The following is a 20,659-nucleotide window of genomic DNA, read 5'->3' as shown; positions in this document are numbered from 1 at the left end:
GGATAATTTATATATATTAAGATAATCTATTTCTACAGTTAGGGCATAATATAGAGGTGTAGGAAGGATTTACCTCAACAACTTTAACACCGAATTCTAAACACTTATTTTTAAGGATTTCTAAAATTTTTTAGCTGAAATAAATATTATAATTTATGTTTTAATTTTAGAAATTTTTGTACTATTTTTTAATCCAAAATATAAGGCAATAGATAAAATTTCTTATCTTCTATAATTTTTATTTTCCTCTTAGTCAATAGTTTTTAATAGTTTAATTATCTTAGCCATCTTCTTTTACTAAATAGTTTTTTCGTTTGTTTTATTAGTTTTATTAGTTTTTTGTTATATTTACAATTTTCGGAAAAGCTATTATAGGTAGTATCTATATACAACAATATAGTACAAAAACTAAGAAACTGTTTCGAACCCTATTAGATTCTTGGAAGAAATATTTGTATCATCTTTGGAAAGACTCCAATAAGTGATAATGATAAAATAAAGAATGGAGATATTTTTCCAAATTTACTTTTTAAGATATTATCTTTTCAGGAATTTGTATAATTTGTATATTAAGACGTCAGAAAGGTTGATAACAATGATTATAGCAGGAACTATGCCAATAAAAGGTTTAGAATTAATAGAAGGAAAACCTATGTTAAAAGGAGATAAAATAATAATTAACAACAAAGAGTTTCCAGTATCTATGGGGACTGGTGCTTTGATAGGAGCAGTTTTAAAAACGTTAGAATATTTTGATAATGATGATATTAGAGTAATAACTGCAGGAGATATTGGAGAAGGTGAGGGAAGTTTTAAGATTTATGAAAGATTAAAAGATGTTGATGATGATTTATTAGTTATTCATTACATAAAACCAAAGATATCAAAAATTAAAGAGATTGATTTTTCTCCAAAGATTATTGCAGATGCTGGAGGAATGTATGCGGCAAAAGCAGCAAATATTGGAGATAGGTTTTATCTCTTTCTGCCAGATGTTGGTGAGTTAGCATTTTTGGCAGATGAGAAAGCTACACATCCTGCATATGTTAGGGGATTTATATCTGAGATTGACGATAAAGAAGTTCCTAAATTAATAGAAAAAGCTTACAAATTGAAAATGCCTAAGTATATGGTTGTTAAAGGAGAAACTGATTATGTTGTCAATGAAGGAAAAATAATTGATACAATAAAAGAGCCAAAAATAGAGGCAATGGAATGTATAGGGGGAACGGGAGATACCTTAACAGGGATAATATCATCCTTAATAAGTGTTGGATTTAAGACAGAAGATGCTATGAGATTAGGGTGTAAAATAAATAGAAAACTTGGAGAACTCGTCAATGCCAAGCCAAATACACAAATTATAGGGATAATTAATGTTATTCATAAGGTTATAGGGGAATATATAAAATAGAAATCTTTTTTGACATATTCAAAAGTGTAATGTTATTTAAACCATGCATCTAAAGTTTTCTGCTTAGTTTTACTTTCAATTAAACTATATAATTTATCAACATGCTTTTTAACTCTTTCATAATTAAAATCATTCTCATCAACTAAAAATTTAATAATTCCCTCTTTATCTGGTAATCTCAAATTTAATGAGTAGTTGTCAGTAACCCTTGGATTTTTAAATATATTTTTAATTTCTTCATAATTTTCTACTTCTTTTTTCAAAACATCTCTCGCCAATCCACTTCTAACAATTTCATAAGCCCTCTTAAATCCAATTCCTCTAACTCCTCCCGGATTGTAGTCAGTTCCCATAAATATGGCTATATCTATTAAGTCATCTAACGATATTTTTAAACTTTCTAAAACCTCATTTAGTTCAATAAGTTCTGGCATCTCCTTTGTTGTTGTTAAATTTCTAATAACTCTTGGAGCTCCATATAACAAGGAATCGTAATCTTGACTTACAACAGCCCAAACATCTCCTTTTTTTGCCATATAACTTGCCTGTGCTTCACCTTCTGAAGGAGCTTCAACATAAGGAATTCCCATTAACTTTAATAAATATTTGCAATTCTCTACTATTTTAGGAGTTAGATAACAAACTCTTTTTGCATATTTATAAACTTCTTCAACATCTTCTTTTTTTACAGCCTCTTTCAATTTTAGTTCAGCCTTTTCTTTCATTTCTTTTCTTATCTTTCTTGTTTTCTCTTTTAATTTTGGTGGCTCACCATCAAAAACCCAAATAGGAATTATATCATTTTCTAATAAATGGATAGTTTTGTAAAAAACACCATTATATGCAGAAGTTATTTCCCCTTTTCTATTTTTCAAGGGGGAGCCATCTTTTAATCTTATAGAACTTAAAAATTGATATATTGCATTCATTCCATCAATTGCTACTTTTTTACCTCTTAAATCCTCTAATGTTATATTTTTTTTAGGAATGTATTCACCAATTTGCACTCCCATGTTATCCCTTTACCTTTTAATATATATTTTACTTTGTTTTTATTTTTCAAAGATGATATTCTCTAAGATTCTCTTTAAAGTTACAACTATTGGAATAGGATTGTGGAATGCTCTAACAAAGTAAGTTTCCACATTATTCTCTTTTAATGTATTTACTAAGTCCTCTCTCATTTTTTTACCAAATACTATGCCAATGGTTTTCGCTTTATACTTATGCATGTAAGTTATTGTATAACTAACTCCAGCATCGTTGTGAACAAAACTAATAATATAATCTACCTCAAACACTTCCTTTAAACCTTCATCAATCTCCTGAAAACCAACATTTTTTATATACAACTTTTCTGGATCAGCTGTTTCAACTAACTTCAATGCCGCAGGATTTGCTGATACAAAAACTTTACAATCTTTCTTTTTTAACATATTTGTTAAATAAATAAATGAGGGAATCAACACTGGCGGCTCTGGACATCCAAGTAATATTAAAACTCTCATATTTTCACCAGAATTTTAATTTTGATAATATTCCTTTTTTATCTTTTTTATTTTCATTTTCTTTATCATTTTTACTTTCTTTATTATTTTCTTCTTCAATTTTAACTTTCAAAACAAAAGTTCCGTAGCATGGTTTTGTGTATGGTACTATTATATAGCCCTCTTCATAACCTACTGGAATTGGTGGAATTCCTATAAGCATGATTCCCTTAATAACTTCTTCTCCTGGATTAACTTCTTTCACATTTTTGCAATTTTCTCTTATGAATTTTGCACACTCCTTAAAAGATCCTTTAAACAGAATTTCATAGTTGTATTTATCTATGCAAGACATAATTTCACCAAATAATTGAATATATTGAAATTTTAATACACCATTAAATTCTTAATAATAATGAAAATATATATTATAACTTAACACATATAACTATTGTAATTAAGGAAAATTTTTAACTTTACAATTAATGTAAATCTTTTAATAAAAATTAAATGGTGATACTACGAACTCTAATAACTTTAATGAAAAAGAAAATAAAAAAGTGGGGGAGGGAAAAATAGAAAAGAAAAATATTGAAGAGATTTTAAAATCATTTAATGCTTCATTAGAGTATGGTTTGTCTTCTGAAGAAGCAGAAAAACGACTAAAAATATATGGATACAATGAAATTGAAGAAAAGAAGGTAAATCCAATTATAAAATTTTTATCCTACTTTTGGGGACCTATTCCTTGGATGATTGAAATAGCAGCTATTCTATCAGCATTAGTTAAAGATTGGGCTGACTTTTTTATAATTTTATCCTTACTTATAGTTAATGGTGTTGTTGGATTTTGGGAAGAACATAAGGCAGAGAATGTTGTTGAAACATTAAAGCAGAAAATGGCTTTAAAGGCAAAGGTTTTAAGAGATGGGGTTTGGAAAACAATACTTGCAAAATTCCTTGTTCCAGGAGATATAGTTAGAGTGAAAATTGGAGATATTGTTCCTGCTGATATGATTATAGTTAAAGGAGATTATGTTACAGTAGATGAGTCAGCATTAACTGGAGAATCTCTACCAGTTACTAAGTATGTTGGAGATGAGTTATATTCTGGCTCTATAGTAAAAAAAGGAGAGGCAATTGGTGTTGTAAAGGCTACTGGAATAAATACATACTTTGGAAAAACTGTTAAATTAGTAGAGAGTGCTAAAACTGTAAGTTCTTTCCAAAAAATGATAATCAGTGTAGGAAATTATCTAATTGTAGTGGCAATAATTTTAATTGCTATAATTTTTGTTGTTTCAGTATATAGACATGAGAGTTTATTGGAAACTTTAAGATTTGCATTAGTGCTTGCCGTTGCCTCTATCCCAGCTGCAATGCCAGCAGTACTCTCTATTACTATGGCAATTGGTGCTTTAAATCTCGCTAAAAAACAGGCTGTTGTTACAAAGTTAGTTTCCATAGAGGAACTTGCGAGTGTAGATGTATTATGCTCTGATAAAACAGGGACTTTGACTAAAAATCAATTAGTTTGTGGAGATGTCATTCCATTCAACAATTTCAAAAAAGAGGATGTAATATTTTACGCCGCATTGGCATCAAACTTTGAAGATGCCGATGCCATAGATAATGCAATACTAAATGAGGCAAAAAAATTAGGATTACTTGAAAAATTAAAAAAATTCAAATTATTAAAATTTATTCCCTTTGATCCAGTTATAAAAAGAACAGAGGCTACAGTATCAATTGATGGAAAAGAAATAAAAGTTTCAAAAGGGGCTCCACAGGTTATAGTTGAATTATGTAATCTTGCTGGTAAAATAAAAGAGGAAATATTAAAAATAATTGAAAAATTGGCTGAGCAGGGATATAGATCTTTGGGAGTATCTGTTGATAGAGGTAAAGGTTGGGAATTCGTGGGAATTATTCCACTATACGACCCTCCAAGAGAGGATGCTCCTGAAGCCATATCTCGTATTAAAAAATTGGGAGTAATAGTTAAAATGATTACAGGGGATCATATAGCAATAGCAAGAAATATAGCTAAAATGCTTGGAATTGGAGATAAAATAGTTTCAATGACAGAACTTTTGAAAAAGAAAAAAGAATCTGAAATAGAAAAATTAGTTGAAGAGGCAGATGGATTTTCTGAAGTTTATCCAGAGCATAAATATAAAATAGTAGAAATTTTACAAAAGAAGGGGCATTTTGTTGGGATGACTGGAGACGGAGTTAATGATGCTCCTGCTTTAAAGAAGGCAAATTGCGGAATTGCAGTAGCAGGAGCAACAGATGCCGCAAGAGCTGCTGCTGATATTGTTTTATTAGCTCCTGGAATTTCAGTAATTGCAGATGCCATAACTGAGGCAAGAAGAATCTTTCAAAGGATGGAATCTTATGTTATATATAGAATATGTGAAACTATAAGAATTCTGTTCTTTATGACTTTATCTATATTAGTATTTAACTTCTATCCTATAACTGCATTGATGGTTGTTTTATTAGCATTATTAAATGACATTCCTATATTGGCAATAGCCTACGATAATGTAATTGAGCAAAAAAAACCTGTTAGATGGGAGATGAAAAAGATACTTCCAATATCAACAATCCTTGGATTAACAGGGGTAGTTAGTTCGTTCTTAATATACTACATTGCAGAAATGTTATATCCAGGAGAGTATGGATTCATTCAAACATTTATCTTTTTGAAATTAATAATTGCAGGGCATTCAACAATATTTGTTACAAGAACAAAAGACTGGCTTTGGAAAAAACCCTATCCAAGTCCATTATTATTCTGGGGAGTTATGATAACAAATATAATTGGAACTTTAATTGCAGTTTATGGTATATTAGTAACACCAATAGGATGGGGTTGGGCAATATTTATATGGATATATGCAACAATTTGGATGTTTATAAATGATGTCGTTAAAAAGATACTGGTAAAAAAACTAAATATGTGAGTTTATTGGATATGTAGTTTGATTTTTCATAGATAAACATTATATCATAATACATTTATAGATTTCATTACTAAAAGATTTATATGTTATCTATACATAAATATATAAAATTATAAAATTATGTAGATAAGAAATAGAGATTAACAATTGCTCCCATATATGTGAGAGTAAAATGGAGTCTTAAGATGGGAGTTCCCCCCGATTGCCAGCCGATGAACTTAGGAGGCTGGAAGGTTCTTCGCTACAATTTCTTCCAGTAGCGGAGAACCAGAACGGCAGGTTGTTATCTGCTCTAATTGTAAAAACTCTTTTAATCAACAGTTAGTTGGTTGCTTTAATATCTTTAAAAGATGTTTAGGTAACATTAAAGATATTATGGGTGGCTTGGGGATTATCTCGGAGTGAAGCGACGAGAACTTAAAAACCATAAGGTTTTTATGTCCATGACAGGGGCAGAGGTTTTTCTTCAGAAACTGATGACGCCCAATCCCGATGTGGAAGCGAAGCTTCCAGTAAGGGAATCGAACTGAAGGTTCGAGCTACAAAATCCGAAGGATTTTGTTCAAATCGCAGATTTCCCTCTGATGGTCTATAAAGTCGATTATAACGGAAAATATCTAACTAAAATTTCCTAATTGTCTATACTCGTCTATGAATGACTACATTGGGAGAACCCTCTTAGATAGGTGGAAATAATGTATATTCTAAAAATTGCCTATGATGGAAGATATAGTTTTCAGCAACAACCTCATAAAGAAACGGTTTGTGATATTTTATTAGATACTTTAGAAGAAACTGGTTTTTTATATAAAAGGAAGATAATTTATAGCGGAGGTAGGACTGATAAGGGAGTTTCTGCCTTAGGGAATTTTGTTGTTGTAGAATTAAAAAAAGAGCCAATACTCTCATATATAAATGCAAAGTTGAAAAATAGGGGGATATGGGTTTTAGGTTATAGAGAAATTAATGAAATTCCAAAAGTTAAATATAGACATTACCGCTATATTCTTCCAAATATTGATTATGATGTTGATTTAATTATAGAAGGATCTAAAAAATTAATTGGAACTCATAGCTTTCACAATCTGTCAAAAAGAGATAGAACAAAAGAAAAAAGTCCTATAAGGACAATTTATGATATAAAAATCTCTGAGAATGATTTTTATTTAACAATAGATATTATTGGAGAAAGTTTTTTGTGGAACATGGTTAGAAAGATCATTGGAGCATTAGATTTAATAGGTAGAGGAAAAAAACCAGTTGAATGGATTGATAAATTGTTAGATGAAAATTATAGAGAAGGAGTTCCAACATTTCCACCGGATGGGTTGATATTAGTTGAGGCAAAGGTTGATATTGACTATATTTATGATAATTATTCAATAAAAAAGTTTAAAGAGTATTGGAAAGAATTCTTTAAATTGTATGTTATGAAAATGGGTATATCTAAAACAATATTAGATTTTTAAATTAAGTGTGCCCCGGGGGAGCAAAGGAGAATCATCGCTTGCCGGGCTGTTGCTCATCTCCCGCGGTTTCCCGGGGCATAAATAATATAGCTTCCATACTTTATATAATTTAACTAACCAACCAAAATCATCATATATGCTTTCATAATTTTATCCTGAAAGGTGAAATTGTGAAATTTTTTAACAGAGAAAAAGAAATTAATGAAATACTATCGATCTTAGAAGGAGAGCCAAATTTTATTTACTTTGTATATGGTCCTATAAACAGTGGGAAATCAACTCTGATAAGGGAGATTATATCCAATAAATTAGACAAATCCAAATACATTCCATTTTTTATTGATTTTAGAGCGAGGAATATTGTAAATGTGGATAACTTTATTGAATGCCTATTTGAAGTTGATGAAAAATCTAATATTGATGATTTTAGAGAGTATGCTAAATCGTTGGCTGATTTATTAATTAAAGGTTCAGAGGAATTAACTAACTACTATTTAGGCATGCCGATAAAAATTCCAAAACCATTTTTTGATAAAATTTTTAATAAAAAGGATAAGTCAGGAGATGTTTATCAGTATATCGAATATTTATTTGCTAAATTAAATGAAAAGGGAAAAAAGCCAATACTAATATTCGATGAATTGCAGATGATTAAAGAAATAACATTAAATGGGAATAGATTGTTATTGTGGAGTTTGTTCCAATTCTTAGTTACCTTAACTAAAGTCCAACATCTATGCCATGTCTTCTGTATCTCTTCCGATAGTTTGTTTATCGAGTATGTATATAATGCTGGTGAGTTGGAAGATAGAGCAGATTATATATTAGTAGATGATTTTGATAAAGAAACTGCTTTAAAGTTTATGGACTTCTTAGCTAAAGAAATATTAAATAAAAATCTCACTAATGAAGAGAAAGAAAAGATATATTCTTATGTTGGTGGGAAGCCAGTTTTAATCTATAAAGTTATCGATAAAATGAGATACAAAGATTTAGAAGATATATTAAACACAATGATTAGGGATGAAATTTCAAAATTAGAAATGTTTTTAGAAAAATTAGATTATATAACTCCAAAAGTAGAAATTGAAAATGAAATTATAGAACTAAAAAAGGAAGATATTGTTGAAGCACTAAAAATCTTTAAAGATAAATACATAATCCATAAAAGAGAAATTTCTACACCTGTCTATATATATTTAGTAAAGAAAAACATCCTTTTCTTAAATCCAATTGATGGAAATTTAAAACCTCAAAGTTATTTAGTCTGGAACGCTATAAAGAGAGTTTTATAAACATGAAAAAATCATATAAAAAATTAGGATGATAATATGAAAAAATATATTGTTAGTATTGGAGTAGATATATCTAACAATGATGTAAGAACAAATCCTAAAGTTAATGAGTTAGTTAATAGAGAGGTTAAAGAAAGATTGTCTAAATTGGGAATAAAGGCGTGTATTTCAAATATAACCGGAGATGATATAGTTATAACATCGTTCGTTCCAGAGAATTTAATTGAGGAAAATAATAGAATAATTTTTGAAATTTTAAATAAATATGCCGAGGGCTTTGATGACTTAAATGGGATCTCAAAAGATAAAGATAAGGCTGGGGAAGGTTTATCTTATGCTATCGCTGAATCTATATCTGAGTATGGAGATGCTATAATAGTATCTTTTGACACTTATGGAGGAGAGAGTTTTGTAGATGAGATGGCTCTATTTGTAAGGGAGATTGGGGAGAAGTTTGGATATGATGTTGGCTGTTCTGTCTCTAATGAACCAGTGGAAATTCCTGGAATTGGCTATACTGGCTCAGAGAGTGATGACCCAGTTGTTGTAATAACAGTTAATGAACTTAAAGAGATAAGTAAAATATCTGGATTAATATATGGGGGTTTATTAAGTTTTGATAAATTATACTTTGTAAAAAATGGGGAGGGTGTTGATATTCTACCCCCTGGCGTTATCTATACGATGAGTGCATTTTTAAATGGAAATATAATTGACTTATACGAGGGGATTAAAAAAAGAATTAAGTTTTAATGTGAGAGTATGGATATACAATATTTTATATTAGCATTCACATCAATATTTTCAATTTTAAACCCATTTGGTGCTGTTCCAGTTTTTATAGCATTGACAGAATCATATCCAAAAAAAGAAAGAAATTTAATAGCAAAGAAAACAGTTATTTACACTTTAATAATATTGTTAATTTTTACACTTTTTGGAAATTGGATATTAAAATTTTTTGGCATATCCTTAGATGCCTTTAAAATTGCTGGAGGTTTGTTATTACTTTTAATATCTTTAGACATGGTTAGAGGTAAGCAGGAGGCAAAATTGCATAAAAAAGAGATTGAAGATGCTTATGAAATTGATGAAATTGCCTTAATGCCATTGGCTACTCCTCTATTAGCTGGACCGGGGTCAATAACTGCCTGTATGGTGGCAATGGCAGAGGCTCCAACTTTTGGGGATAAATTTTTAGTAATATTAGCAATACTTGTATCTATTTTAATAACTTATGTAACATTACTCTCATCTGAAAAAATATTAGATAGAATTGGAAAATTAGGGATTAAGATACTAACAAGAATGATGGGTTTCATATTGACAGCAATAGCCGTTCAAATGGCAGTTAATGGAATTAAAGGGGCCTTATTATAATAATTATAATACTTTAAATAGTAATTTTTAACACTAACTTTTGAGGTGGTTAATTTGAACATTGATATTAACTTAGATAAATACAAAAATTTAAGGAGAAATTTAAGTAGAGAGTTAATAAATCTAAATCCCATACAGAGAGGAGGAATATTACCAAAAGAATCTAAAAAAACAGTTTATGAGTATTGGGATGGTTATAGTGTTTGTGACTTTTGCTATGGAAGATTGGATGAGATAACAAGCCCTCCAATAAAGGAGTTTTTAGAAGATTTATCTAAATTTTTAAATATGGATTATACAAGGCCAACACATGGAGCAAGGGAAGGGAAGTTTATAGTTATGCACGCAATATGTAAGGAAGGGGACTATGTAGTTTTAGATAAAAATGCTCACTATACAAGTTATGTCTCTGCTGAAAGAGCAAGGTTGAATGTTGCAGAAGTAGGATATGAAGAGGAGTATCCTACATATAAGATAAACTTAGAAGGGTATAAAGAGGTTATAGACAACTTAGAAGATAAAGGAAAAAATGTTGGATTAATATTATTAACTCATGTTGATGGAGAGTATGGAAACCTAAACGATGCTAAAAAAGTTGGTAAAATTGCCAAAGACAAAGGAATACCTTTCTTACTAAATTGTGCATACACAGTAGGAAGAATGCCAGTTAATGGAAAAGAGGTTAAGGCTGACTTTATTGTAGCCTCTGGACATAAGAGTATGGCAGCCTCTGGACCTTGTGGAGTTTTAGCATTTAATGAGGAATTTGCAGATAAAATTACTAAAACATCTGAAAGATATCCTCTCAAAGAAATTGAAATGCTCGGATGTACAAGTAGAGGATTGCCAATATTAACTTTAATGTCAAGTTTTCCTTATGTCGTAGAGAGAGTTAAGAAATGGAATGAAGAGATTAAAAAAACGAGGTATGTTGTAGATGAATTAGAAAAAGTAGGTTTTAAGCAATTAGGAATAAAACCAAAGGAACACGATTTAATTAAATTTGAGACACCAATATTGGATGAAATTGCAAAAAAAGACAAAAGAAGAGGATTTTTCTTTTACGATGAATTAAAGAAGAGAGGTATTGGTGGAATAAGGGCTGGAGTTACAAAGGAGATAAAGATGAGTGTCTATGGCTTAGAATGGGAGCAAGTAGAATATGTAGTAAATTCAATAAAAGAGATTGTTGAGAAATATAATAAATAATATTTAATTTAAATTAAATTTTAAACTCTCCATTTTCAATTTTCTTTTTTAGTTCTTTTGCTAATTTTAAGGCTCTTTTTCTATCTGACTGCCTGCAAGTTATAGGAATTCCACATATAGAGCCAAGTTTTGTTTTAAATACTCCATAAGGACAAATATTACAAATACCACATCCAAAACAATCTTCACTTATCTTTATCTTTCCATTCTCTCTTTTTATTGCAAAGGTAGGACAATACTTTTCAGCTAAACATTCTTTACACTCTTTACATCTATCTGGGTATATTTTTGGTCTTAAATCTACATTTTCCCAAACTTCTGCATAGTTTCCAACATCTATAATTTCTCTACCAAATATATTAACTAATGGTAAAGCTATATCTTTATCTAACTTTTTTAAACTCTCTTTATGTTCATCAACTTTAATTGGAATAGCTATTGTATTATATATTTCAATTCCAGAAGAAGTTAAGAAACCTCCTAAATAGTAAGGATCCATTTCTTTCATATTGGCTGATAACATTAAATTAGGTTTTTTTATTGAACTTCTTGTTCCAAAACCTAATATTATACTCTCAGCACCATTTAATAGTGCCTTTTTACCAATAATATCTTTTTCGTCTTTAATAATCATATTTTCCAATGGGTTATACATACCACATCCAGAAAATGAAGATTCTCCTTTTTTTAATGGTAATCTATGGAATATAGTATTAACTTCTTCATCAGACAAATTTGTTATTGCAGTGTAATTTTTAAATGCCATTCTCGTTCCAATCATTTTTGCTGTTGGTAAATCTTCAATAGTTACCTCATTTTTATAAGTTTTATTACCACATACTGCCTTTGCCTCTACAACCTTACCTTTAACCAAATCTTTAAATAAAAATCCAACTTCTCCATAAAATATTGCATCAACTTTTCCTAAGTATTCGTTAGGGCAAACGCCTACAACGCCTTTAATATCATTTAAATATATTTCATCTGCTTTTTTAAAAACTTCGTTAAATGGTATGTGAAAAACTCCCATAGTTCCTGACATTATTCCGCAAGTTGCTGTAGTAACTATATCAACCTCATCTATTTTATCTTCCTCATTATTTCTAATGTATTTTTTTAATTCATCTACAGTTATAACCCTTAAATCATTACTCAAACTGCCACCTTTTTTTATTTCTTAATATTTTCAACAAAAATTTATCAAAGTTTATTAATATTTGTGCAGTTTTTTACTCAATTCTATCAATCTTCTGATTCTCTCCTCAGTTGGAGGGTGAGTTGAGAACAGTTTCATTATAAAATCTGATTTAAATGGATTTACAATAAATAAGTGTGAAGTTGCTGGATTTCCCCTTTCTAATGGATACATCTGAACTCCTTCTTCCAACTTAGATAATGCATTAGCCAACCATAAAGGATGAGTCAATTTTGCCCCCTCTTCATCAGCGTAAAACTCTCTCTGTCTCGAAATTGCAAACTGTATCAATGTTGCCGCAATTGGTGCTAATATCAACAATAAAATTAGTCCAATAAATTCTAATGGATTGGTATCTTCACTCTCTGATGCGAAGAATAAACCACCCCAGTATAGCATCCACTCTGCAATATATACGATAGCCCCAGCTAATGTAGCCACTATGGTAGATATTAAAATATCTCTATGTTTAATATGTGCTATTTCGTGTCCAATAACACCTTCCAGTTCTTCTGGAGACAATAGTTGTAAAATTCCTTCAGTAACAGCAACAACTGCATTTTTTGGATCTCTTCCAGTGGCAAATGCATTAGGAGTCATTGTAGGAACAATAGCAACTTTTGGTTTAGGTAATCCTGCCTTTCTCGCCACTCTTTCAACCATCTGATGTAGCCAAGGCATCTCGTGCTCATCTAAAATTCTCGCATTGTAACTCATTAACACGAACTTATCACTATAATAATATGCAATAATGTTAGGAATCAAAGCGATGAGTATAGCAAATATTGGATGTATATGTAACATAAGACATATTGTGTAAATTAAACCTACGAGAAGTGCCATCAATAAATATGTTTTTATCTCATTCATCATAGTAATCCCTTTTTATTTTCTTTATTAATTTTAATAATTTAGTATTATAATAATATCCTTAGATATTTTAAATAACTTACGATAAGGACAAAATTTTTAAAATTTAGCTTTAAGTTTAAAATTTGGTGATATAAATGGATGATAAATTTGCCTCTAAGTTTGAGATAGACATTTTAAACAAACTATTGAATAAAAATTTTAACTATGATTTAGCAATAATACTTAAAAAAATTGGAGGTTTAGATTATAGAAAAAAAGTTTTTATTGGTGGAGAGTGTATAGGTATTTTAGAGTTTGATTTAATTGATTTGGATTGGAAGTTCCACCCTTATGCATCTTATTATCTAATAGAAGAGCCAAAGATTAAACTAAAATCTACAAAAAGAAAATTGAAAGGTAAAAAAGTTCCTTTAAATTTGATTGAAAATCCAGAAGAACTTAAAGATATTAACGAGAATGAGTATGTTGGCGTAGAAATAGGAAACTATGTTGGTGTTGGAATTAAAAAAGGAGAAACTATAAAGATTAAAGATTTAACTTTAAAAAGAGAGATTAAATTTGAAAAGATTGAGGAATATTTGAGGAAGAATTATGACAGAATTAAGAAATTGGAGAATAAATCTCTAAATATAATAGAGAAATATTACAAAAAATGTAAAGATAGAGGATATGTAATAAATGCTTCATTTAGTGGAGGAAAAGATTCATCTGTTTCTACATTATTGGCAAATAAAGTTATAGACGATTTAGAAGTGATATTTATAGATACTGGTTTAGAATTTAAAGAAACTATTAAATTTGTTAAAAAATTTGCTAAAGAATATGATATAAATTTAGTTATTTTAAAAGGTAAAGATTTTTGGGAATACTTAGGAAAATTTGGTATTCCAACGAAAGATTATAGATGGTGTAACAGTATTTGTAAGTTAGAGCCATTGAAGGAATATTTAAAAAAGTATAAAAAAGTATATACAATTGACGGCTCGAGGAAGTATGAGAGTTTTACAAGGAGTAAATTAGATTATGAAAGAAAAAGTAGTTTTATAGAGAATCAGATAAATATCTTCCCAATATTAGACTGGAAAGGAACCGATGTGTGGAGTTGGATATATTTAAATGATGTTATATATAATGAACTCTATGACAAAGGTTTTGAAAGAATTGGCTGTTTTATGTGTCCATCTGCTTTAAATAGTGAGTTTTTGAGAGTAAAAGAGTTGTATCCTGAATTGTTCAATAAATGGGTAGATGTTTTAAAAAGATTTGGATACAGTGAAGATGAAATATTAAGAGGTTTTTGGAGATGGAAAACACTTCCTCCAAAAATGAAGGAATTAAAAAAATTATTACAATAATTATTTTTATTCATAATAAATAATTAAAGTTTTACAAACTTTTAATTTTATTATAAACTTTTTAATATTTTCATTATTTTGTAACAATTTTTTGAGGATTTCCCAAGGTTCGTTATTACTTTTAAAGTTTGTAAATATATAAATTTAAGAATCCAAAAATGGTGTTACAGAAATTAAGAAACTGTTTCAAACCCTATCTATCTACAATTTCTTTTATTGATAGTGCTTTAACTATTGCACATACAGTTTTTGGAGCAAAGATTTTCATAGAATTCCGCCACATTTATTGAAAATACTATAGAACCATTAATATTTTTATTAGTATTTTTTTAGCCATTCTTTGACACTTAAATACCACTCATCCAAAAGTTTTTCCATCTTTTCTTTAACTTCTTTAAATTCAACTGGTCTATATACATATTTAAATCCACTCTTTTCTGTTATTTTTTCCCTCTCAACTAATCCACAATTCATTAAACTTCTCAATGCTTTTTGAACTGTTGTTCTATCTCTATCTACTCTTTCAGCAATTTCCATTACTGTAGCTTCTTTCATATCCAAGAGTTCAAAATAAATTCTAATTTCAATTTCCTGTAATCCTAAAATACATCTCATTAAATCCTCAACAGTAAATTTCTGCATCCTTGCTACTATGAGATTATCCAATTTATCACCTAATTAAAATCTCATCTTTTAATCTTTTTTTAATTTTTTCAATTCCTAAATTTTTAACAAAATCATACATTCTACCTTTTCCATACTTTGAATATAGTCCAATTATAAAGTCAATAACTTCTATAACATCATCCTCTGTTTTAACATTTATTAAGAATTTTCCTTTTTTTGGAAACTTTCCTCCTTTTCCACCAATGAATATTGATATAACTCTATCTTTAATATATATAGCATTGCAGAGTTTGAGACATTCTCCCATTCCAATGCAATTTTCTTTTATAACCTTATTTACCCAATCTATTGCATCTATTTCACAAAAACCTCTGCATTTTCCACATTCTTTGCATTCTTTTTTATTAATTTCTAAAATATATCTAAAACAAATGCCAATATCACAAAATTGGTAATGAGTACAGTCATTTGGGCATCCACTGACATTTATCTTCAACTTTTTTGGAACCCAAATTCCTTCAAACTCATCATGAATAATTCTTGCCAATTTTATAGAGTCTCCAATAGAATTTGGGCATTCAGCTCCAATACATGCAACTATCTGCCTAATTCTTCTACCAGTTGAACCTAACTTTATTCCAACTTTATTTAATATTCTTTCAGCATCTTCTAAGTATTCAAACTTTATCTTTAACTCAATACCTTGTCTTGTCGTGATATGAATTTTATTTTCACCAAAATTTTTTGCAATATAACTTATAGCATCTAATTGTTCAGATGTTAAATAACCTGGCTTTAAAGATAATCTTATTGTGTATCCATCCTTTTTGGGAATAACCCCAAATTTGTAATTTTGACTGCAAAACATTACATATCACCACTATATTGATAGTAAGTTTTATATATGCAGATGTATCTAAAATTAAAGTGTGAATAAATTATTCACATATTACAAAAGGTGAGATTAATGTATGAATGGAAGTTAAATGAGATAGTTGATAGTGGTATCTGTGCAAGGTGTGGAACTTGTGAAGTTGTATGTCCAAACAATATAATAAAATTTGATGAAAAACCATATATTGAGGAGGAATGTTTAAGAAAAGGTCATGGAATGTGTTATGATGTTTGTCCAAGAGTTTCATCAGGAAAATACCAAATAAAAATCAGAGAGAAGTTTAAGGAAGAATATTACTATGGAAAAAGTGATATTGAAGGCCAAGATGGAGGAGTTGTAACCGCTTTCCTAAAATACTTATTAGAAAATGGAAAAATTGATGGAGCAATAGTTGTTGGAGATGAGTGCTGGAAGCCAGTTTCATTAGTCGTTCAAACTGCAGAAGATTTATTAAAAACTGCAAAATCAAAGTATGCGATATCAACCTTAGATGCATTAAGAAAGGCTGGAGAAATGGGATTAAAAAGAGTAGCAGTCGTTGGATTACCTTGCCAAATTAATGGTTTAAGAAAATTACAATACTTCCCTTACTTAGCCAAATATGACGGAGAACTTGGAAGAAATGGAAAACCTGTAAAATTACCAAAAATTGAATATCTCATAGGATTATTCTGTACTGAGAAATTTGAATATAACAAGATGAAAGAAGTCCTATCAAAGCATAATATTGAGATTGAGAAAGTTGAAAAATTTGACATTAAAAAAGGAAAATTATTTATTTATATAGATGGAGAGAAGAAAGACATTGACTTAAAAGAGTTTGAAATATGTCCTGGCTGTAAAATATGTAGAGATTTTGATGCTGAACTGGCAGATGTTTCAGTTGGTTGTGTAGGAAGTCCAGATGGTTATTCAACAGTTATAATAAGGACTAAGAAAGGGGAGGAAATTAAAAATGCAGTTGAATTAAAAGAAGGGGTTAACTTAGAAGAAATTGAAAAATTAAGAAAGTTAAAATTAAAGAGATTTAAAAAAGAAGTTGAAAGAAGGAGAGAGAATAATGAATATATCTCATTCTACTGGACATCTGATTATGGTGGAATTGGAAAGAGAGCAGATGGAACTTACTTTATAAGAATTAGGGCTAAGCCGGGAGGATGGTATTCTATTGATGAAATAAAAGAAATCTTAGATATTGCTGAAAAATACAATGCTAAAATAAAGATTACTGATAGAAGTGCTTATGAACTCCATGGCATTAGTGGATTTGATGTTGAAGAAGCTGTTTTAGATCTAACAAATAAAGGATTTATAACTGGTTCAGAAGGACCATTAGTTAGAGCTACATTGGCATGTCCGGGAGGAGGAAACTGTAGTAGTGGTTTAGTAGATACATTTGAACTATGTAAAATCATTGAAGATAAATTTAAAGAAAGACCCGCTCCATACAAATTTAAGATTGCAATTAGTGGCTGTCCAAATGGATGTGTAAGACCACAAGTACATGATATTGGTATAGCAGGAGTTAAATTCCCATCTGTTGATGAGAAAAAATGTAACGGTTGTGGAAGATGCTTTGAAGTTTGTAAAGTTGAAGCAATTTATATAAGAGGAGAAACTTCCTATACTAACTACAATGTATGTATTGGTTGTGGAAAGTGTATAAAAGCATGTCCAAATGAGGCAAGAGATGTTAAAGAAGAGGGCTTTATGGTTTATATTGGAGGAAAAACGGGAAGAGAAGTTGTTAAAGGAATTAGTATGAAAATAAACAGTGTTGATGAAATTATTAATCTAATAGATAAGGTATTAGTTGTTTATAATAAGTATGCCATAAAACCACAGAGAGAAAGATTAGCTGCAGTCATGAAAAGAGTTGGTCAAGAAACATTCTTAAAGGAGGTTATGAAATTAATGAAAAAAGAATCTGCCTACTAAGATAAACTTTTTTTACTATATTATTTTTTATTTTATTTTTGTAGCAGTTTCTTAGTTATAATATATATTATTATAAATGCTTATAAATTCCTTTTATAGGGCTGTCTCCGTTAAGCCCGAAGTCCAATGAACCTATGGCAGAAAGATTGGTATTCCCTATGAATCTGTGGGTTGATGACAATCCATTTCCATAGCTATCGGATTTTATATAAATTAAAGTTGTTAAACGCTATGATATGCTATGGAAATGGGAAATGGCCATATTAGAGTTGAATTTATAATAACTGCCCCTCTTAGGACTCCATTTCACTCCCGCATCTGAGTCAAGTATAATCTCTATTTCTTATACATACTTATATCTAAATCTTTCGATAATGAAAATCTATAAATGTCTATATTTGTCCTATGAAAAATTAAACAGTTTCAAACGGTATATTCATCACTATAACATCACTCTTTTCACATCTTGTAACTACTGATGCAACTATATTTTTAGAAAATAATATTGCATTGGTAGGTTTTATAAAAGTAAAAACTCCCTTAAAGCCCTCTTCTATTAAACCAACATTTTCTAATTTTAAGATTTTTGCATTGTTAATTGTAGCCATTTTTAAAATCTCTTTTGGCTCTATATGATATAATTTATATATAAATTCCATCTCTCTAAAAATTGATGGAGAGTTTGCCATAAAATTGTCACTCCCTATCCCTATAAATAAACCATTATCTATGAGTTTATTTAATTGAGGATAACCTACATTAAAAGAAAGATTTGCCCTTACACATACAACAACTGGAATATTATTTTCTTTTAATATATCAATCTCATTGTCTGTAAGATATGTCCCATGAACTATAAAATTAGGATATACCTTTAAATTTATCAACCTTTCTACTTCTGTCTGCCCATATTTTTTTAAACTATACTCTACAGAACCTCTATGCTCACACGCGTGGATAGCAAATAATTTATCCTTAAAATCTTTATAAACTTTATATATTGCCTTTAAATCATAATCTTCAAATTCATTAGCCCCACTTAAACCTAAACCATCAGAAATCCTTAAAATCTCTTTAACTTCATTTTTATCAACTTTGTTAATCTTTGTAGGTCTTCCTAAGATTTTTGCCTTTGGATAATTATAATCCTTTAAAGAGGTTTTTAGTATTTTTACTCCTTCAATTCCATTCTCTCTAAAATCGCAGAAATATCTTATACCATTATTTTTTAAATCATCTAAACCAAGTTTTATACTTTCTATTAAAATCTCTCTACTAACTTTTGATAGATATCTATGTTTTAAACCATTAGGTGGCTTTACCAACTCATCCAAAGTTTTATTAATTCCTATGTCCTTTATACAATTATCAGCAATGTGTGTATGAGCATTTATAAGAGGAGGAATAACTAAACCATTAAAATTTATAACATCTTTACTATGCTCATTTGTAAAACCTTTTATTATTCCATCTTCAACTACTAAAATTCCTTTTTTTAATTTAAAGTCTTCTCCATATAAAAATTGAGATTTAATTAACATAATAAACCACCAATGAGGTATGTTTTATGAATATAGACAGTAGAGTAAAGTTGGGGATAAAAATTGTATTATTAGTTATATTACTACACAGTTTAATTTCAATTTTTAATCTAAATGCATACTTAAATCTTCTACTACAATATAAAAATCAGATAATTATAGCAGTTATAATTATACTCTCTGGGTTAATTATTATTGATATTTCCTCGGAGTTGTTTAAAAAATATGCTCAAAAAAATGTGGAAAAGGCTGGGGAGTATTTAACTCTAAATTACATATTTAAATATTTTGTTTATTTTTGTATAATTTTAATGTTATTTAGCGTTGTTTATCAAAATGTCTCATCCTTAGTAGTTTCAGTTGGTTTAATTGGAGCAGCTATTACTTACGCTCTACAAAAGCCAATTTTAAACTTTGCCGGATGGTTGGTTATATTATATACGAGAACTATAAAAATAGGAGATAGAATTTATATAAAAAATGTTGGCATTGGAGATGTGTTTGATTTTGACACTCAACATATGTATTTAAGTGAATTAAACTCTGAAACTCATGACCCAACAGGTAAAGTATTAATAGTTCCAAATTCTTATATATTTACATCATCAATAGAAAATCTTACAAGGGGAACGCCATATATATGGGATACAATTACTATTCACTTCACTTATGACAGTAATGTAGAAAAGGCAGAAAATATTGTTTTTGAATCTACAAATGAAGTTGTTGGAGATTTGATGAAAAAACTCTATGAAAAGTGGTCTAAAAGGAAATATTTAACCTCTGGATATCTATCAGATAAACCTATAATAAGAATAGGAATTACAAGAAGCTCCTTTTATGTAAAAGCAATATATTTAGTAAATATTTATGAAAAAGCAGAGGCAAAAACTAAAATTCTCAAAAAAATTTTAGAGAAGGTTAATAGAGAAAATGATGTAAAATTCTCATATCCTCATATTAAGGCAGTTATTGAATCAGAAAACAACCTTAAAAACACGTGATTATT

The 20,659-nt window shown here is 29.3% G+C and carries 19 protein-coding genes and 1 pseudogene; 11 read left to right on the top strand and 9 right to left on the bottom strand.

The genetic code is table 11. The features are described 5' to 3' along the window. Nucleotides 1–16 precede the first annotated feature (16 nt). On the bottom strand, nt 17–118 hold the full coding sequence (locus KMP69_RS08150) for a transposase (RefSeq protein ID WP_250543650.1): 102 nt from the start codon (nt 116–118) through the stop codon (nt 17–19). A 477-nt stretch (nt 119–595) separates the two neighbouring features. Between KMP69_RS08150 and KMP69_RS05985 the strand changes: the two genes are divergently transcribed. Next, the gene (locus tag KMP69_RS05985) at nt 596–1,414 is read left to right on the top strand and encodes an NAD(P)H-hydrate dehydratase (protein ID WP_214399552.1); all 819 of its coding nucleotides are present in this window, start codon (nt 596–598) and stop codon (nt 1,412–1,414) included. Nucleotides 1,415–1,446: 32 nt separating this feature from the next. Here the strand turns inward: KMP69_RS05985 and fen are convergent, their stop codons facing one another. From fen to KMP69_RS05970, 3 genes are read right to left on the bottom strand one after another with little or no spacing between them, the layout of a single operon-like run. Next, entirely contained in the window at nt 1,447–2,427 is a 981-nt protein-coding gene (gene fen, locus KMP69_RS05980) for a flap endonuclease-1 (protein WP_214399551.1), read from the bottom strand. Nucleotides 2,428–2,466: 39 nt separating this feature from the next. Next, the gene (locus KMP69_RS05975; protein WP_214399550.1) at nt 2,467–2,922 is read right to left on the bottom strand and encodes a DUF1890 domain-containing protein; all 456 of its coding nucleotides are present in this window, start codon (nt 2,920–2,922) and stop codon (nt 2,467–2,469) included. Nucleotides 2,923–2,926: 4 nt separating this feature from the next. After that, nucleotides 2,927–3,256 carry a DUF1894 domain-containing protein gene (locus tag KMP69_RS05970; protein WP_214399549.1) on the bottom strand — a complete coding sequence of 110 codons (330 nt, stop codon included), beginning with the start codon at nt 3,254–3,256 and terminating at the stop codon, nt 2,927–2,929. A gap of 205 nt (nt 3,257–3,461) precedes the next feature. On the opposite strand from KMP69_RS05970, the gene KMP69_RS05965 reads away from it, so the two are divergent. From KMP69_RS05965 to pscS, 7 genes and pseudogenes are all read left to right on the top strand, one after another. Continuing rightward, entirely contained in the window at nt 3,462–5,873 is a 2,412-nt protein-coding gene (locus KMP69_RS05965) for a plasma-membrane proton-efflux P-type ATPase (protein WP_250543585.1), read from the top strand. A 270-nt stretch (nt 5,874–6,143) separates the two neighbouring features. Next, nucleotides 6,144–6,508 (top strand): annotated as a pseudogene (locus KMP69_RS08260) (hypothetical protein); the annotation flags it as partial. Between the two features lie 60 nt (nt 6,509–6,568). Then, a complete protein-coding gene (truA, locus tag KMP69_RS05960) occupies nt 6,569–7,342 on the top strand; it encodes a tRNA pseudouridine(38-40) synthase TruA (protein WP_214399548.1) in 774 nt (257 codons plus the stop codon). A gap of 170 nt (nt 7,343–7,512) precedes the next feature. Further along, nucleotides 7,513–8,637 carry an ATP-binding protein gene (locus KMP69_RS05955; RefSeq protein WP_214399547.1) on the top strand — a complete coding sequence of 375 codons (1,125 nt, stop codon included), beginning with the start codon at nt 7,513–7,515 and terminating at the stop codon, nt 8,635–8,637. Nucleotides 8,638–8,673: 36 nt separating this feature from the next. Further along, a complete protein-coding gene (locus KMP69_RS05950; protein WP_214399546.1) occupies nt 8,674–9,390 on the top strand; it encodes a hypothetical protein in 717 nt (238 codons plus the stop codon). Nucleotides 9,391–9,399: 9 nt separating this feature from the next. Then, nucleotides 9,400–10,017 (top strand): NAAT family transporter, encoded by a 618-nt coding sequence (locus tag KMP69_RS05945; RefSeq protein WP_214399545.1) that lies wholly within the window; start codon nt 9,400–9,402, stop codon nt 10,015–10,017. Nucleotides 10,018–10,077: 60 nt separating this feature from the next. Then, entirely contained in the window at nt 10,078–11,226 is a 1,149-nt protein-coding gene (pscS, locus tag KMP69_RS05940; protein WP_214400772.1) for an O-phospho-L-seryl-tRNA:Cys-tRNA synthase, read from the top strand. A gap of 13 nt (nt 11,227–11,239) precedes the next feature. Here the strand turns inward: pscS and KMP69_RS05935 are convergent, their stop codons facing one another. Next, the gene (locus tag KMP69_RS05935) at nt 11,240–12,382 is read right to left on the bottom strand and encodes a methanogenesis marker 16 metalloprotein (RefSeq protein ID WP_214399544.1); all 1,143 of its coding nucleotides are present in this window, start codon (nt 12,380–12,382) and stop codon (nt 11,240–11,242) included. Between the two features lie 54 nt (nt 12,383–12,436). Next, nucleotides 12,437–13,294: a zinc metalloprotease HtpX gene (locus tag KMP69_RS05930; protein WP_214399543.1), complete on the bottom strand. Its 858-nt coding sequence runs from the start codon at nt 13,292–13,294 to the stop codon at nt 12,437–12,439. A gap of 134 nt (nt 13,295–13,428) precedes the next feature. On the opposite strand from KMP69_RS05930, the gene KMP69_RS05925 reads away from it, so the two are divergent. Beyond that, nucleotides 13,429–14,649 (top strand): phosphoadenosine phosphosulfate reductase domain-containing protein, encoded by a 1,221-nt coding sequence (locus KMP69_RS05925; RefSeq protein ID WP_214399542.1) that lies wholly within the window; start codon nt 13,429–13,431, stop codon nt 14,647–14,649. 318 nt (nt 14,650–14,967) lie between these two features. Here the strand turns inward: KMP69_RS05925 and KMP69_RS05920 are convergent, their stop codons facing one another. Then, nucleotides 14,968–15,315 carry a helix-turn-helix domain-containing protein gene (locus KMP69_RS05920; RefSeq protein ID WP_214399541.1) on the bottom strand — a complete coding sequence of 116 codons (348 nt, stop codon included), beginning with the start codon at nt 15,313–15,315 and terminating at the stop codon, nt 14,968–14,970. Nucleotides 15,316–15,319: 4 nt separating this feature from the next. Further along, nucleotides 15,320–16,144 carry a hypothetical protein gene (locus tag KMP69_RS05915; protein ID WP_214399540.1) on the bottom strand — a complete coding sequence of 275 codons (825 nt, stop codon included), beginning with the start codon at nt 16,142–16,144 and terminating at the stop codon, nt 15,320–15,322. Nucleotides 16,145–16,243: 99 nt separating this feature from the next. Here KMP69_RS05915 and fsr point away from each other — a divergent pair, with 99 nt between their 5' ends. After that, entirely contained in the window at nt 16,244–18,109 is a 1,866-nt protein-coding gene (gene fsr, locus KMP69_RS05910; protein ID WP_214399539.1) for a coenzyme F420-dependent sulfite reductase, read from the top strand. Nucleotides 18,110–18,522: 413 nt separating this feature from the next. Here fsr and KMP69_RS05905 read toward each other — a convergent pair whose 3' ends face one another. Further along, a complete protein-coding gene (locus KMP69_RS05905; protein WP_214399538.1) occupies nt 18,523–19,650 on the bottom strand; it encodes an amidohydrolase family protein in 1,128 nt (375 codons plus the stop codon). Between the two features lie 26 nt (nt 19,651–19,676). Here KMP69_RS05905 and KMP69_RS05900 point away from each other — a divergent pair, with 26 nt between their 5' ends. Next, the gene (locus KMP69_RS05900; RefSeq protein ID WP_214399537.1) at nt 19,677–20,654 is read left to right on the top strand and encodes a mechanosensitive ion channel family protein; all 978 of its coding nucleotides are present in this window, start codon (nt 19,677–19,679) and stop codon (nt 20,652–20,654) included. The last annotated feature ends 5 nt before the right edge of the window (nt 20,655–20,659 follow it).

The organism is Methanocaldococcus lauensis (assembly GCF_902827225.1).
GTDB lineage: Archaea > AGJL01 > Methanococci > Methanococcales > Methanocaldococcaceae > Methanocaldococcus > Methanocaldococcus lauensis.
The sequence above is the reverse complement of the archived record's forward strand: the minus strand, read 5'-3'. Positions and strand labels throughout refer to the sequence as shown.

Excerpts from the sequence above, each read along its gene's own strand:
- fen (WP_214399551.1), bottom strand. The coding sequence starts at position 2,427 with ATGGGAGTGCAAATTGGTGAATACATTCCTAAAAAAAATATAACATTA.
- KMP69_RS05905 (WP_214399538.1), bottom strand. The coding sequence starts at position 19,650 with ATGTTAATTAAATCTCAATTTTTATATGGAGAAGACTTTAAATTAAAA.
- fsr (WP_214399539.1), top strand. The coding sequence starts at position 16,244 with ATGTATGAATGGAAGTTAAATGAGATAGTTGATAGTGGTATCTGTGCA.
- truA (WP_214399548.1), top strand. The coding sequence starts at position 6,569 with ATGTATATTCTAAAAATTGCCTATGATGGAAGATATAGTTTTCAGCAA.
- KMP69_RS05900 (WP_214399537.1), top strand. The coding sequence starts at position 19,677 with ATGAATATAGACAGTAGAGTAAAGTTGGGGATAAAAATTGTATTATTA.
- KMP69_RS05915 (WP_214399540.1), bottom strand. The coding sequence starts at position 16,144 with ATGTTTTGCAGTCAAAATTACAAATTTGGGGTTATTCCCAAAAAGGAT.
- KMP69_RS05985 (WP_214399552.1), top strand. The coding sequence starts at position 596 with ATGATTATAGCAGGAACTATGCCAATAAAAGGTTTAGAATTAATAGAA.
- KMP69_RS05950 (WP_214399546.1), top strand. The coding sequence starts at position 8,674 with ATGAAAAAATATATTGTTAGTATTGGAGTAGATATATCTAACAATGAT.
- KMP69_RS05925 (WP_214399542.1), top strand. The coding sequence starts at position 13,429 with ATGGATGATAAATTTGCCTCTAAGTTTGAGATAGACATTTTAAACAAA.
- KMP69_RS05945 (WP_214399545.1), top strand. The coding sequence starts at position 9,400 with ATGGATATACAATATTTTATATTAGCATTCACATCAATATTTTCAATT.
- KMP69_RS05930 (WP_214399543.1), bottom strand. The coding sequence starts at position 13,294 with ATGATGAATGAGATAAAAACATATTTATTGATGGCACTTCTCGTAGGT.
- KMP69_RS05970 (WP_214399549.1), bottom strand. The coding sequence starts at position 3,256 with ATGTCTTGCATAGATAAATACAACTATGAAATTCTGTTTAAAGGATCT.
- KMP69_RS05975 (WP_214399550.1), bottom strand. The coding sequence starts at position 2,922 with ATGAGAGTTTTAATATTACTTGGATGTCCAGAGCCGCCAGTGTTGATT.